The 15,513-nt window shown below is 71.9% G+C and carries 1 protein-coding gene and 1 pseudogene; both read left to right on the plus strand.

Translation table 11 applies throughout. The annotated features are described in order from the left end of the window. Positions 1-5: 5 nt before the first annotated feature. Positions 6-14,678: pseudogene (locus ACFYMO_RS31525) on the plus strand (amino acid adenylation domain-containing protein); the annotation flags it as partial. 22 nt (positions 14,679-14,700) lie between these two features. Further along, positions 14,701-15,513: condensation domain-containing protein (locus ACFYMO_RS31530; RefSeq protein WP_388550890.1), on the plus strand; the 813-nt coding region annotated here is incomplete at its 3' end.

Genomic DNA, 15,513 nt, shown 5'->3' on the forward strand with positions numbered 1-15,513 from the left:
AGGCGGTGCCGTTGTCGTTCGCGCAGCGTCGTCTGTGGTTCCTGCACAAGCTGGAGGGCCCGTCGGCCACCTACAACATGCCCCTCGTCCTGCGGCTGGGAGGCGGCATCGACGCGGACGCACTGCACACGGCGCTCCGCGATGTCGCCACTCGGCACGAGTCGCTGCGCACGGTCTTTCGCGAGTGGGACGGCGAGCCCCGTCAGGTTGTGCTCGACCCTGCCGATGTCGCGTTCGGCTGGGACCACCGCTCCGTGACGGAGGAGGAGCTGCCGGACCTCCTGGCCGAGAAGGCCCGGTACTCCTTCGACCTCGCCTCCGAGATGCCGGTGCGTGCGTGGCTTTTCGAGGTGGGAGAGGACGAGTGTGTCCTGCTCCTGCTGATGCATCACATCGCGGGTGACGGCTGGTCGATGGGTCCGTTGGCGCGGGATGTGGTGGCGGCGTACACGGCGCGTGCGCAGGGTGGTGTGCCGCAGTGGTCGGAGTTGCCGGTGCAGTACGCGGACTACGCACTGTGGCAGCGCGAGCTGCTGGGCAGTGAGGACGATGCGGACAGCGTGTACGCGCAGCAGGTCTCCTATTGGCGTGACCAACTGGCCAATCTTCCCGAGCAGGTGACGTTCCCGGCCGACCGTCCCCGCCCGGCCGTCGCTTCGCACGAGGGCGCCTCTCTCGCCTTCGAGTTGGATGCGGGGCTGCATCGGGGTCTGGTCGGGTTGGCGCGGCGGTCGGACACGACGGTGTTCATGGTGTTGCAGGCGGGTCTTGCGGCGTTGCTGACGCGGTTGGGTGCGGGGGAGGACATTCCGCTGGGGTCGCCGATCGCGGGGCGTATGGATGATGCGCTGGACGATCTGGTCGGTTTCTTCGTGAACACGCTGGTGCTGCGGACGGACACCTCGGGTGACCCGAGTTTCGAGGAGTTGCTGGGGCGGGTGCGGGAGTCGAGTCTGGCGGCGTATGCGCACCAGGACGTGCCCTTCGAGCATCTGGTGGAGTTGCTGAATCCGAACCGTTCGACCTCCCACCACCCGCTCTTCCAGGTCATCCTCGGACTCCAGAACGCGCAGGAGGGCTCCTTCGAACTCCCCGGCCTCCACGTCGCGGTGGACGGGGTCGACTTGAGCGTCTCCAAGGCCGACCTCGAGCTGAACGTGGTGGAGCGGCACACCGACGACGGTGCTCCTGGCGGCATCGTGACGGCCGTCCAGTACTCGGTCGAGTTGTTCGATCGGGTGTCGGTTGAGGGGTTGTTGGCGCGGTGGGTGCGGTTGTTGGAGCAGGTGGTGGCGGATCCGTCGTTGTGTGTGGGTGCGGTGGAGTTGCTGTCTGAGGGGGAGCGGGGGCGGCTTGCCGGGTGGAATGACACGGCGAGGGTGTTGCCCCAGGTGTCGCTTGCGGGGTTGTTCGAGGAGCAGGTGCGGGGTGGCGGGGATGCGGTGGCTCTGGTGTGTGGTGAGCGGTCGCTTTCGTATGGGGAGGTGAATGCGCGGGCGAATCGGTTGGCGCATTGGTTGGTGGGTCGTGGTGTGGGGCCTGAGGTGTTGGTGGGGGTGGAGTTGCCGCGGTCGGTGGAGTTGGTGGTCGCGGTGCTCGCTGTGGTGAAGGCGGGTGGTGCGTATGTGCCGGTGGATCCGGAGTATCCGGTCGAGCGGCGTGCGTTCATGGTCGAGGACGCTTCTCCGTTGCTGGTGCTGGGGCCGCAGGAGCTGGCGCAGGACCTGTCGGACTTCCCGGAGACCGACCCCGGAGTGCCTGTGGAGGCGGCGCATCCGGCGTACGTGATCTACACGTCCGGTTCCACCGGCCGGCCCAAGGGCGTCGTGGTTTCTCATCGTGGTGTGGCCAGCCTGGCCCGTGCCCAGGTGGAGGGGCTGGGCGTCACCGCCCGCAGCCGGGTGCTGCAGTTCGCCTCACCCAGCTTCGACGCGGCGTTCTGGGAGCTGGTGATGGCTTTCGGGTCCGGTGCCGCTTTGGTGGTGCCGGAGGGCGGTCGTCTGGTGGGGGAGGACTTTCTCCGGGTGGTGGCCGATCAGGGGGTCACGCATGTGACGTTGCCGCCGTCGGTGTTGGGTGCGGTGCCGGTGGGTGCGGAGTCCGGGTTGCCGTTGTTGGAGTCGGTGGTGTTGGCGGGTGAGGCGGCGCCGCCGGAGTTGATCGGCCGGTGGTCGGTCGGTGGCCGGCGGGTGGTGAATGCGTACGGGCCGACGGAGTCGACGGTGTGCGTGTCGATGAGCGGCGAGCCGGGAGAGGGCGACGCGCCGATCGGTCGTCCTGTGGTGAATACCCGCGTCCACGTGCTGGATCGCGGGCTGCGGCCGGTACCTGCCGGTGTGGTGGGTGAGTTGTACGTGTCGGGCGCGGGCCTGGCCCGCGGATACGGGGGCCGTTCCGGCCTGACCGCGGAGCGTTTCGTCGCCTCTCCGTTCGAGCCGGGTGCGCGAATGTATCGCACGGGTGACCTGGTGCGGTGGCGTGCGGATGGCCAGTTGGAATTCGCGGGGCGTGCGGACGAGCAGGTGAAGCTGCGCGGCTTCCGCATCGAGCCCGGCGAGATCGAGTCGCTGCTGGCCGGCTATGAGGGAGTGCGGCAGGCGGCCGTCCTGGTCCGGGAGGACACACCCGGCGACCAGCGCCTCGCCGCCTACGTCGTACCGGACGGTACGGAACGCGCCGCGTCGCCCGATCCGGAGGCGCTGACCGCTCACCTCGCCGAGCGGCTGCCCGAGCACATGGTGCCGTCGGCGGTGGTGGTGCTGGACAGGCTGCCGTTGACACCCAACGACAAGTTGGACCGCAACTCCCTGCCCGCACCCCACTACGCCGGATCCGGCGACGCGGGACGCGGCCCCCGCAGCCCGCAGGAGGAGACGCTCTGCCGGCTGTTCGCCGAGATCCTGGATCTGGAGCAGGTCGGGATCGATGACAGCTTCTTCGAACTCGGCGGCCACTCCCTCCTCGCCACCAGGCTGGTCAGCCGGGTCCGCAGCGAGCTCGACGTGGAGATCCCTTTCCGGATCCTGTTCGAGGCACCCACGGTGGCAGGGCTCGTGGAGGCACTGGACTTCGGCGGTCCCACCCGTGACGCGCTGGCCCCCATGCCCCGCCCCGAGAGCGTGCCCCTGTCCTTCGCGCAGCGCCGCCTGTGGTTCCAGCACAAGCTGGAGGGCCCGTCCACCACCTACAACATGCCGCTGCCGCTCCGGCTGCGGGGCAGCGTGGATCCGGCGGCGATGCGGGCGGCCCTGCAGGACGCGGTCGGCCGGCACGAGTCGCTGCGTACCGTCTTCCCGGAGGCCGACGGTGAGCCGCGGCAGCAGGTCCTGGACCCGGCCGACGCCGCGTTCGGCTGGGAGCACCGGCAGGTGACCGAGGCGGAGCTGCCGACGGTGCTGGACGAGGCAGCCCGCCATACGTTCGACCTGACCGGTGACGTGCCGTTCCGGGCCGCGCTCTTCGAGATCGGCCCCGACAACTGGGTGCTGCTGCTGTTGCTGCACCACATCGCCGGTGACGGCTGGTCCATGGGCCCCCTCGCCCGCGACGTGGTGACGGCCTACACGGAGCGCTGCCGGGGCCGGGCACCGGAGTGGGAACCGCTCCCCGTGCAGTACGTCGACTACACGCTGTGGCAGCGGGAGCTGCTGGGAGCCGAGGACGATCCCGGGAGCCTGTACTCGCAACAGGTGGACTACTGGCGGGGACGACTGGCGGGACTTCCCGAGCGGATCGCCCTGCCCGCCGACCGCTCCCGGACCTCGGCCGCCTCCTTCGAGGGCGCGTCCCTCGACTTCGCGACGAGCGCGGAGGTGCACCAGCGGCTGGCGGACCTCGCCCGCGAGACCGGCGCGACGGTGCCCATGGTCGTGCAGGCGGCGCTGGCGGCGCTGCTCACCCGGCTGGGCGCGGGCACGGACGTCCCGCTGGGGTCGCCGATCGCCGGACGGATGGACACCGCGCTCGACGACCTTGTCGGCTTCTTCGTGAACACCCTCGTGCTGCGCACGGACACCTCGGGTGATCCGAGTTTCCGCGAGCTGGTGGAGCGGGTACGCGAGACGAACCTGGCCGCGTACGCGCATCAGGACGTCCCCTTCGACCACCTGGTGGAGCTGCTCAACCCGCGGCGCTCGTCCGCGCACCACCCGCTCTTCCAGGTCATGCTGGTGGTGCAGGACAATCCCACCGGAGCGTTCGAGCTGCCCGGTCTGGACGTCGCCGGGGAGCCGGTCGACATCGAGACCGCCAAGGTCGACCTGTCGGTGAACGTGCTGGAGCGGCACACCGGATCCGGCGCGCCCGCGGGAATCGTGGGCGCGGTGAAGTACGCGACCGACCTGTTCGACCGCTCCACCGTGCGCAGCGTCCTCGACCGGTGGACGCGGCTGCTGGAGCAGGTGGCGGCCGACCCGTCGCTGACCGTCGGCCAGGTGGAGCTGCTGGCCGAGGAGGAGCGCGGACAGCTGCTGACGACCTGGAACGACACGGCCGTCGAGGTGCCGCAGGCGACGCTCTTCGAGCTGTTCGAGACGCAGGTGCGGCGCAGTCCCGACGCGGTGGCACTGGTCTGCGGTGAGCAGTCGCTCTCCTACGGCGAGCTGAACGGTCGCGCCAACCGGCTGGCGCACTGGCTGATCGGCCAGGGTGTGGGGCCGGAGAAGCGGGTCGCGGTGGAGCTGTCGCGGTCAGTGGAGATGGTGGTAGCCGTCCTGGCCGTGCTCAAGTCCGGCGGCGCCTACGTTCCGGTCGACCCCGAGTATCCGCGCGACCGGCGCGAGCTCATCCTCCGCGATGCGGCGCCCGCCCTCGTGCTCGACGGGGAAGCGCTCGCCCGCGACCTGACCGGGGAGCCGGACACCGATCCCGAGGTCGACGTCGAGATGGAGCACCCGGCGTACGTCATCTACACCTCCGGCTCGACCGGCCGGCCCAAGGGCGTGGTCGTCGAACACCGCGCCGTCGCCAATTACCTCAACTGGACCACGCACCACTACCCGGCGGCCCGGGGCGCCACGCTGGTGCCGACCTCGATCGCCTTCGACCTCACCGTCACCGGTCTCTACACCACTCTCGTGGTCGGCGGACGCGTCTACCTGTCGGCCTTGGAAGACGTGCCGACCGGGAGCGGCGGCGTGCCGGTGGCGCTGGCCAAGACCACGCCCTCGCATCTGCCGATGCTGAGCGAACTGCCCGAGCACCGGTCGCCCGGCGAGATGCTGATCCTCGGCGGTGAGGCGCTGACCGCCGAGGCCCTGGCCGAGTGGCGCGCCGCGCACCGCAGGGTCATCGTCGTCAACGCGTACGGGCCCACCGAGACCACCGTCAACTGCACCGAGTTCCGCATCGGCCCGAAGGAGAAGCTCCCCGCGGGAGCCGTCCCCATCGGGCGCCCCTTCTGGAACATGCGGGCCTACGTGCTCGACGCGCGCCTCAATCCGCTGCCGGCCGGCGCCGTCGGCGAGCTGTACATCTCCGGCGCCCAGCTGGCCCGCGGCTATCTGGGCCGCACCGGCCTGACCGCCGAGCGCTTCGTCGCCTGCCCCTTCGAGCCCGGTGCGCGCATGTACCGCACCGGCGACCTGGCCAGATGGCGTGCCGACGGCCAGCTCGAGTATTCCGGCCGCGCCGACGAGCAGGTCAAGGTCCGCGGGTTCCGCATCGAGCCGGGCGAGGTGGCCGCCGCGCTGCTCGACCACCCCGACGTGGGGCAGGCCGCTGTCGTGGCCCGCGGGACGGAGCGGGACGACACCCGCCTGGTCGGTTACGTCGTACCGGCCGCCGGGCCTTCCTCTCCCGACGTCGCCGCGCTGCGCGCGCATGTCGCCGGCCGACTGCCGGAGTTCATGGTTCCGGCCTCGGTCGTCGTCCTCGACGAGCTGCCGCTGACCCCCAACGGCAAGCTGGACCGGCAGGCCCTGCCCGCCCCGGACTTCACCGCGCTCGGCGACGGACGCGCTCCCCGCACGCCCCAGGAGGAGCTGCTGTGCGGGCTGTTCGCGCAGGTCCTCGGCGTGGAGCAGGTGACGGTCGACGACAGCTTCTTCGACCTGGGCGGGCACTCGCTGCTCGCCACCCGGCTGATCAGCCGGATCCGTGCCACCCTGGGCGCCGAGGTGCCGATCGCCGCGGTCTTCGAGTCACCCACCGTGGCCGGGCTCAGCGCCCGCCTCGACGCCGGCGGCCGCACCCGCGCCCCGCTGGCGCCCATGCCCCGGCCGGACACGATCCCGCTCTCCTTCGCCCAGCGCCGCCTGTGGTTCCTGCACCGGCTCGAAGGCCCCTCGTCCGCGTACAACTGGCCGCTCGCGCTGCGCCTGTCCTCGGCGGTCGACCAGGACGCACTTCGCGCGGCGCTGAACGACCTGGCGGTGCGGCACGAGTCGCTGCGCACGGTCTTCACGGAGACGGACGGCGAGCCCCGCCCGGTCGTGCTCGACCCGTCCGAGGCCGCGGTCCGCCTCGACGTGGAGCATCTGCCCGCCTCCTCGGTGCACCGGGCCGTGCAGCAGGCGATCGGCCACCGCTTCCCCCTCGACAGCGCGCCCCCGGTGCGGGCCTGGCTGTTCCTGCCCTCCGCGGAGACCGCGCAGGAGGGCACGGCGGCAGCCGAACCGGTCGAGCAGTCCGGCCCGGTACTCGTCGTCCTGATGCACCACATCATCGGCGACGGCGCCTCCCGTGCCCCGCTGATGCGCGATCTGGGCCGCGCCTACGGTGCCCGCCTGACAGGCGCAGCGCCCGACTGGGAGCCGCTGCCCGTCCAGTACGCGGACTACTCGATCTGGCAGCAGCAGCTCCTGGGCGCGACGGACGAGCCGGACAGCCTCGCGGCACAGCAACTCGCCTACTGGCGGGAGGCCCTCGACGGCATCCCGGCTCAGCTTGAGCTGCCCACGGACCGGCCGCGGCCCGCCGTCGCCGACTACCGCGGCGACACCCTGGACTTCACCTTGGACGCCGAACTCCACGCAGCCCTGCGGCAGGTGGCGACCGACTCCCGGGCGACGCTGTTCATGGTGGTGCAGGCCGGCTTCGCCGCCCTGCTCTCCCGGCTCGGCGCCGGCGACGACATCCCCGTGGGCGTCCCGATCGCCGGCCGGACCGACGAGGCCCTCACCGACCTGGTGGGCTTCTTCGTCAACACCCTGGTGCTGCGCACCGACACTCGGGGCAACCCCCGCTTCGACGCACTACTCGACCGCGCCCGGGACACCGCACTGGGCGCGTACGCCCACCAGGACCTGCCCTTCGAGTTCCTCGTGGAGGCGCTCAACCCGGTCCGGTCGTTGGCCAGCAACGCGCTCTTCCAGGTCATGTTCCAGCTCCACAACGTGGCGGCACCGACGCAGCGGTTGCACGACGTCGAGGCTGCGCCCTACCCGCTGGAAGGCGACAACGCGAAGTTCGACCTCTTCCTCAGCCTCGCCGAGGCGCAGGACGAGGAGGGGCGGCCCGCGGGACTGAGCGGAACCCTGGAGTACGCCACCGAGCTGTTCGACCGCGCCACGGCCGAGCAGATCACCCGGCTCTACGAGAACCTGCTGCGCGCGGTGGCGGCCGACCCTGCGGTACGTGTCGCCGACGCCGAACTGCTCTCCGAGAAGGAGCTGGCCGAGGCCCTGGTGGACCGCAACGCCACCATCGCGCCGGCCCCCGCGGCACTCGCGCACGCCCGCTTCGAGAGGCAGGCGGCGCTGACCCCCCAAGCCCTCGCCGTACGCGCCGGGGACGCGACGGCCGACTACCGCCACCTGAACGGCCGCGCCAACCGGCTGGCGCGGCTGCTCCTCGGCCGCGGCATCGGCCGCGAGAGCGTGGTCGCGCTGGCACTGCCCCGCTCCGTCGACATGGTCGCCGCGCTCCTGGCGGTGCAGAAGGCCGGCGCGACCTATCTGCCGATGGACCCGGCACACCCCGCCGATCGGCTCGCCTACGTCCTCCGGGACGCCGCACCCGCCGCGCTCGTCACCACCGCGGACATCCGCGAACACCTGCCCGCGGCGGGGCCGGACCTCGTCGTCACCCTCGGCGACCCGGGCGTGGAGCGGCAGCTCGCGGAGTGCCCGCCGCACGACGTCACCGACACCGACCGGCACGCGCCGGTCCACCCGGCCGATGCCGCCTACGTCATCTACACCTCGGGCTCGACCGGCCGGCCCAAGGGCGTGGTGATCTCCTACGGGAGCCTCTCCCAGTTCCTCGACTCCGTCGGCGCCCGCCTCGCATTCTCCGCACGCGACCGCATGGTGGCCGCCACCACCCTCACCTTCGACATCTCCGCCGTGGAGCTCTACGCCCCGCTGCTGGCCGGTGCGAGCGTCGAGGTCGCCACCGACCCGGTCGGCAAGGACCCCATCGCCCTGCACCGCCTCATCCGGGACAGCGGCGCCACCGTCTTCCAGGGCACCCCCTCGGTGTACCGCGCGATCCTCACCCACGACCCCGAGGGGCTGACCGGCGTCCGGCTCCTGGTCGGCGGCGAGGCGCTGTCCGCCTCGCTGGCCGAGCAACTGCACGCACAGGGCGGCGGAGCGGTCAACCTGTACGGACCGACCGAGGCCACCGTCTGGATCACCGCGAGTGAGGTGACCGGCCCGCCGCTGCCGCCGATGATCGGACGACCGCTGCGCAACGCCCAGGTGTACGTCCTCGATTCCCGGCTGCGCCCGGTGCCCGACGGCGTCCCCGGAGAGCTGTACCTGGCGGGCCCGTTCCTGGCCCGCGGCTACCTGGGGCGGCCCGCACTCAGCGCCGAGCGCTTTGTGGCCGACCCGCACGGCGCTCCGGGCACCCGCATGTACCGCACCGGCGACCTGGCCCGATGGCGTGCCGAAGGCGGGCTCGAATTCGTCGGCCGCGCCGACGACCAGGTCAAGGTACGCGGATTCCGCATCGAACCGGGCGAGGTCGAGGCCGTGCTGTCCCGGCAGCCGGGCGTCGCCGAGGCCACCGTCCTGGTGCGGGATGATGCCGGCACTCCGCAGCTCGTCGGCTACGTCGTTCCCGACCACGAGTGGGCCCGGCGCAGCGACGGTGCGGAGGACGGCCGCCGCGTCGCCTCCTGGCGGGAGGTCTACGAGTCGGTCTACCGCGACCAGGCCGACAGCGGCGGCTTCTGGGAGGACTTCGGGATCTGGACGAGCAGCTACGACGGCTCCCCGATCCCCCTGACCGAGATGCACCAGTGGCGCTCCGCGGCCGTCGCCGAGATCCTCCGGCTCGCCCCGCGCAACGTCCTCGAACTGGGCGTCGGCAACGGGCTGATCCTCTCCCGGGTCGCGCCGCACTGTGACACCTACTGGGGCACCGACTTCTCCGCCGCCGCCGTGGAGAGCCTGCGGGCACGGACGGCCGAGCGGCCCGAGCTGGCCGAGCGCGTCGAACTGCGCGCCCAGGCCGCCGACGACACCAGCGGCCTTCCGGAGGGCTTCTTCGACACCGTCGTCCTCAATTCCGTCGCCCAGTACTTCCCGCACGCCGACTACCTGGCCCGGGTCGTCCGCGAGAGCCTGCGGCTGCTTGCTCCCGGCGGTTCCCTCTTCCTCGGCGACATCCGCAATCTGCGGCTGCTGCGCCATCTCCAGGCCGGTGTCGTCTCCCACCGCCCGGAGGCCGGCTCCGCACCGAGGGAAGCCCAGGCGCTCCTGGAGCAGCGGATCAGCGAGGAGGAGGAACTGCTGCTCGCACCTGACTTCTTCGTGCTGCTCGGCGAGACCCTCGAAGACGTCGGCGGGGTCGAGATCCGCCTCAAGCGCGCCGAGTACGCCAACGAGCTCTCCCGCTACCGCTACGACGTCGTCGTCCACAAGACCCCGTCCTCCCCGCAGACCGTCACCGGCCTGCCGGAGCTCACCTGGGAGGCGGTGGGCGCCGACGCCGAGGGACTGTCGGCCGCGCTGCGCGCGCACCCGGCCGGGCTACGCCTGGCCGATGTGCCCAACGCCCGGCTGCGCGCCGACCACCTCGCGCTGCGGACCCTGGAGGGAAGCGGCGCCCCGGACGCGGATGCCCCGGCCGGCCTGGATCCGGAGGCCGTGCACGGACTCGCCGCTGCGCTGGGCATGGAAGCCGTCACGACCTGGGCCGACTCCGGCCGCGACGACTGCTTCGACGCAGTCGTCAGGCCCGAGGGCACCGGGACCCCGGTGGCCGCCTACCGAGGCTGTGACACCACCCGGGCCGCCGCACCACACGCCAACAGTCCCGCCACGCACCGGCGCACGGTCGAACTGAACCGCGAACTCCGCACCGGCCTGCGCAAATGGCTGCCGGAGTACATGGTCCCCACCGCCTTCGTGGTGCTGGACAGGCTGCCGCTCACCCCGATCGGCAAGCTCGACCGCCAGGCGCTGCCCGCTCCCGACTACCGCGCCCTCCAGCAGGGCCGGGCGCCGCGCACCGCGCGGGAGACCGCACTGTGCGGGCTGTTCGCCGAGGTGCTGGGTCTGGAGCGGGTCGGGATCGACGACAGCTTCTTCGACCTGGGCGGCCACTCCCTGCTGGCCACCCGTCTGGTCAGCCGCATCCGCACGGTGTTCGGGGTGGAGATCGCCATCGGGACCGTGTTCGACGATCCGACCGTCGCCGGACTCGACCAGCACCTGTCCGACGGTGAGCGGGCCCGCGCCGCATTGGTCCCGATGCCGCGACCGCACCTCGTTCCGCTGTCGTACGCACAGCGCCGGCTGTGGTTCCTGCACAAGCTCGAGGGCCCGTCCGCCACCTACAACATGCCGCTGGCGCTGCGCCTCACCGGCCTTGTGGACCAGGAAGCACTGCATGCCGCACTGCTCGACGTCGCCGCACGGCACGAGTCGCTGCGCACCGTCTTCCCCGAGACCGACGACGAGCCGCACCAGGTGGTGCTCGCCCCGGGCCGGGCCGCGGTCCCCTGGGAGACCCGCGCGGTCGCCGCGGACGAGCTGCCCGCGGCGCTCGAGGCCGCCGCGTGCCACGCCTTCGACCTCGCCACCGAGACGCCCCTGCGGGCCTGGCTCTTCGAGGAGCCGGAGGGCGGGAGCGACACGTGCGTGCTGCTGGTGCTGATGCACCACATCGCGGCCGACGGCTGGTCCCTGGCCCCCCTCGCCAAGGACCTCGTCGCCGCCTACTCCGCACGCTGCGCCGGCAGCTCGCCCGAGTGGGACGCCCTCCCCGTCCAGTACGCCGACTTCACCCTCTGGCAGCAGCAGGCCCTGGGCCGCGAGGACGACCCGGACAGCGCCATCGCCCGGCAGGTGGCCTTCTGGCGGCAGATGCTGGCCGGAGCGCCGGAAGAACTGAACCTGCCCACCACCCGGCCCCGCCCCGAGCGGCCCAGCCACCAGGGCGCGACCGTCACCGTCGAACTGCCCGCCCACGTCCACCGCGGACTGGCCCAACTGGCCTCCGCTTCCGGCGCCAGTGTCTTCATGACGCTCCAGGCCACCATGGCCGTCCTGCTGTCGAAGCTCGGAGCCGGTGACGACATCGTCATGGGCGCACCGATCGCCGGACGCACCGACGAAGCGCTCGATGACCTCGTGGGCTTCTTCGTCAACACCCTGGTACTGCGCACGGACCTGTCCGGGAACCCCTCGTTCAGCGAACTGCTCGGCCGCGTCCGGGAGACCGACCTGGCCGTCTACGCCCACCAGGACCTGGCCTTCGAACGGCTCGTGGAGATCATCAACCCGGACCGCTCGACGTCCCGGCACCCGCTGTTCCAGGTCATGATGTCGCTGGCCAACACCGACCGCGCCGACCTGACGCTGCCCGGCCTCGACGTCGCCCCCCTCGACGCCGGGACCGGCGCGGCCAAGTTCGACCTGGACTTCACCTTCGGCGAGCACTTCACCGACGACGGCGCACCGGCCGGAGTGACCGGACAGCTCCGGTACGCCACCGACCTGTTCGACCACGACGCCGCGACGGCGCTCACCGAACGCCTGATCCGGGTTGCCGAGGCGGTCGTCGCAGCCCCGGAGCGGCCCGTCCGCGCCATCGACGTCCTGACCGCGGCCGAGCGCCACCAAGCGCTGCACGAAGGCAACGACACCGACCGCGAGACGCCCGCGGCCACCGTCGTGCAACTGCTCCAGGACCGGGCCGAGGCGAGCCCGGACGCGGTCGCGGTCGAGGCCGACGACGCACTCCTCACCTACCGGGAGCTGAACGAACGGGCCAACCGGCTCGCCCGCCACCTCGCCGCGCTGGGCGCCGGACCGGAGCGGTTCGTCGCCCTGGCCGTGCCCGGTTCGGCCGCGATGCTGGTGGCGATGCTCGCGGTTTTGAAGTCCGGAGCGGCCTACCTGCCCCTCGACCTCGACCACCCGGCCGACCGGCTCGCGTACGCCCTCGACGACACCGCGCCGCTGTGCGTGCTCACCACCACCGAAGCGGCGCCGCACCTCCCGGAGACGGCCCCCACTAGCCTGCTGCTGGACTCCCCGGAGACGGCGGCTGTCCTGGCCGGACTGCCGTCGCACGACCTGTCCGACGCCGACCGCACGGCCCCGCTGCTGTGCCGGAACCCCGCCTACGTGATCTACACCTCGGGCTCCACGGGGCGGCCCAAGGGCGTGGTGGTCGAGCACCACTCGGTGGCGAACTACCTCACCTGGGCGGTGCGGCACTACCCGGCCGCGCGCGGCACCACGCTGGTGCACTCCTCCCTCGCCTTCGACCTGACGGTCACCGCCCTCTACACCACCCTCGCCTGCGGCGGCCGTGTCCATCTGAGCAGCCTCCGCGAACTGCCCGGCCGGGAGCCGGCCGACGGCTCCCCGGTGACACTGATGAAGGCGACCCCCTCGCACTTGCCGCTCCTGGCGGAGCTGCCCGTGGACTGGTCGCCCACCGAGACACTGATCCTCGGCGGCGAGGCCCTGACCGGCGAAGCCGTCGCCGCCTGGCGGGAACGGCATCCGGCCGCCACCGTGATCAACGCCTACGGCCCGACCGAGCTGACCGTCAACTGCGCCCAGTTCGAACTGGCGCCCGGCGCCGAGCAGCCGTCCGGACCGGTGCCGATCGGCCGCCCGTTCTGGAACATGCGCGCCTACGTCCTCGACGCCGGGCTGCGGCCGGTTCCGCCCGGCACGACCGGTGAGCTGTACGTGTCCGGAGCTCAGGTCGCCCGCGGCTATCTCGGACGTCCGGGGCTGACGGCGGAGCGATTCGTGCCGAGCCCGTTCGAGCCAGGGGTGCGGATGTACCGCACCGGCGACCTGGCGCGCCGTCGCCCCGACGGCCTGCTGGAGTTCGCGGGCCGCGCCGACGAGCAGGTCAAGGTGCGCGGCTTCCGCATCGAGCCCGGCGAGATCGCGGCCGTGCTCGGCTCGCACCCCGCCGTGCGGCGGGCCGTGGTCGTCGCCCGCGAGGACGGCCCCGGCGGCGCTCGGCTCGTCGGCTACGCCGTGCCCGAGTGGGGTACGGCCGAGCCGGATGTGCGCGCTCTCCGTGCCCACGTGGCGGAACGGCTGCCGGAGTACATGGTCCCGGCCGCTGTCGTGGCCGTCGAGGACATACCGCTGACACCCAACGGCAAGCTCGACCGCGCCGCCCTGCCCGCACCCGACTTCGCCGAGGCCGGCCGCGGCCGCGCACCGCGCACCCCGCACGAAGAGGTGTTGTGCGGCCTGTTCGCGGAAGTCCTGGAGCTGGAGCGGGTCGGCGTCGACGACAGCTTCTTCGACCTGGGCGGCCACTCCCTGCTCGCCGCCCGGCTGATGAGCCGCATCCGCGGCGTACTCGGTGTGGAACTGCCGCTGCGCACCCTCTTCGGCGCGCCCACCGTGACGGGGCTGGCCGCCCGGCTGGAGACGGGCGGCGGCGGGAACGCCCTCGACGTGCTCCTGCCGCTGCGCGCGCAGGGCAGCCGCCGACCCGTCTTCTGCGTCCACCCCGGAAGCGGCCTGGGCTGGTCCTACGCCGGTCTGCTCCAGTACCTCGATCGGGACACCCCGGTGTACGCGCTGCAGGCCCGCGGTCTGACGGGCGGAGAGCTGGCGAAGTCCGTCGAGGAGATGGCCGAGGACTACCTGGAGCAGATCCGGTGCGTCCAGCCCGAGGGGCCGTACCACCTCCTGGGCTGGTCGTTCGGTGGAGTCGTCGCCCACACCGTCGCCGCACTGCTGGAGGAGCGCGGAGAGCAGGTCGCGCTGCTGGCGCTGCTGGACTGCTTCCCGGTGAACCCGGTCAGCCGCCGCGAGGTCGAGGAGTCGATGCCGAAGGTGCGGGTCGCCGACGTGCACCGCGCCATGCTGGGCCTCTTCGACATCGAACTCACCGACGAGGAGGCGGAGCAGCTCACCCACGAGACCACGGTGGAACTGCTGACCACGAAGAACTCCGCCCTGGCCGGCCTCGGCGAGACCGAGGTCGCCGCCATGATGCACCTGACCATGAACCACACCCTCCTGGGCCTGGACAACAGGCCCCGGCCCGTCTCCGCGCCGACGCTGATCCTGGCCGCGACCGGAGGCGAGAACGACCACCAGCTCGAACCAGGGACATGGGACCCCTACCTCACCGGCGCCGTGGAGTTCCAGAAGCTCAACCACCGGCACACCCAGATGATGAACCCGGAACCGCTGCGGGAGATCGGCCCGCTCGTGGCCGAGAAGCTCCGCCAGGCCGCGTCGCATCCCACGTCCCTTCCCGCATCCCACCCCATGCCCCACCCCACCGAGTGACCGACCGCCGGAACGGCCGCCCATGAGCCGGCCCGGGCCGATGCAGCACGGATTCGACACCGTCAGAAGAGGGAGCGAGAAGTTGGACGCCAAGGCATCGTGCGAAGAGGCGCTGTGCGCCCTGTTCGCCGAGACGCTCGGCAGGGACCACGTCGGCCCCCACGACGACCTTTTCGAGCTCGGCGGTCATTCGCTGACGGCGATCAGGCTGCTCGTCCGGATCCGTGCCACCCTCGGCGAGGAGCTGAAGATCAAGGAGATCTTCGACTTCTCCACGCCCGCCGCGCTGGCCGGGCGGCTCACCGGAGCGGCCGCCGACGGCGCGCGCGCCCCTCTTACCCGCGTCGAACGCCCCGATGTGGTGCCGCTGTCGTTCCCCCAGCGCCGCCTGTGGTTCCTGCACCGGATGGAAGGCCGCTCGGCGACCTACAACGTTCCGCTGGCCCTCCGCCTCACCGGCACCGTCGACGCCGAGGCACTGCACATTGCCCTGCTCGACGTCGTCGGCCGGCACGAGTCGCTGCGCACCGTCTTCCCCGACGTGCACGGCGAGCCCTACCAGCTGATACGGGACCTCGACGAGGCCGACTTCCGGTGGGAGCGGCGGTCGGTGCCCGAGACCGACCTGGAGCGCACCCTCCGCGAGACGGCCCGGCACACCTTCGACCTCTCCACCGAGATCCCTTTCCGCGCCTGGCTGTTCGACACGGACGCGGAGCACAGCACGCTGCTGCTGTTGCTGCATCACATCGCGGGTGACGGGTGGTCGATGGCTCCGCTGACGCGTGACGTGGTGGAGGCGTACACCGCCCGTGTCGAGCGGCGCGACCCGGAG

The organism is Streptomyces sp. NPDC007025 (assembly GCF_042869455.1).
Classification (GTDB): Bacteria; Actinomycetota; Actinomycetes; order Streptomycetales; family Streptomycetaceae; genus Streptomyces.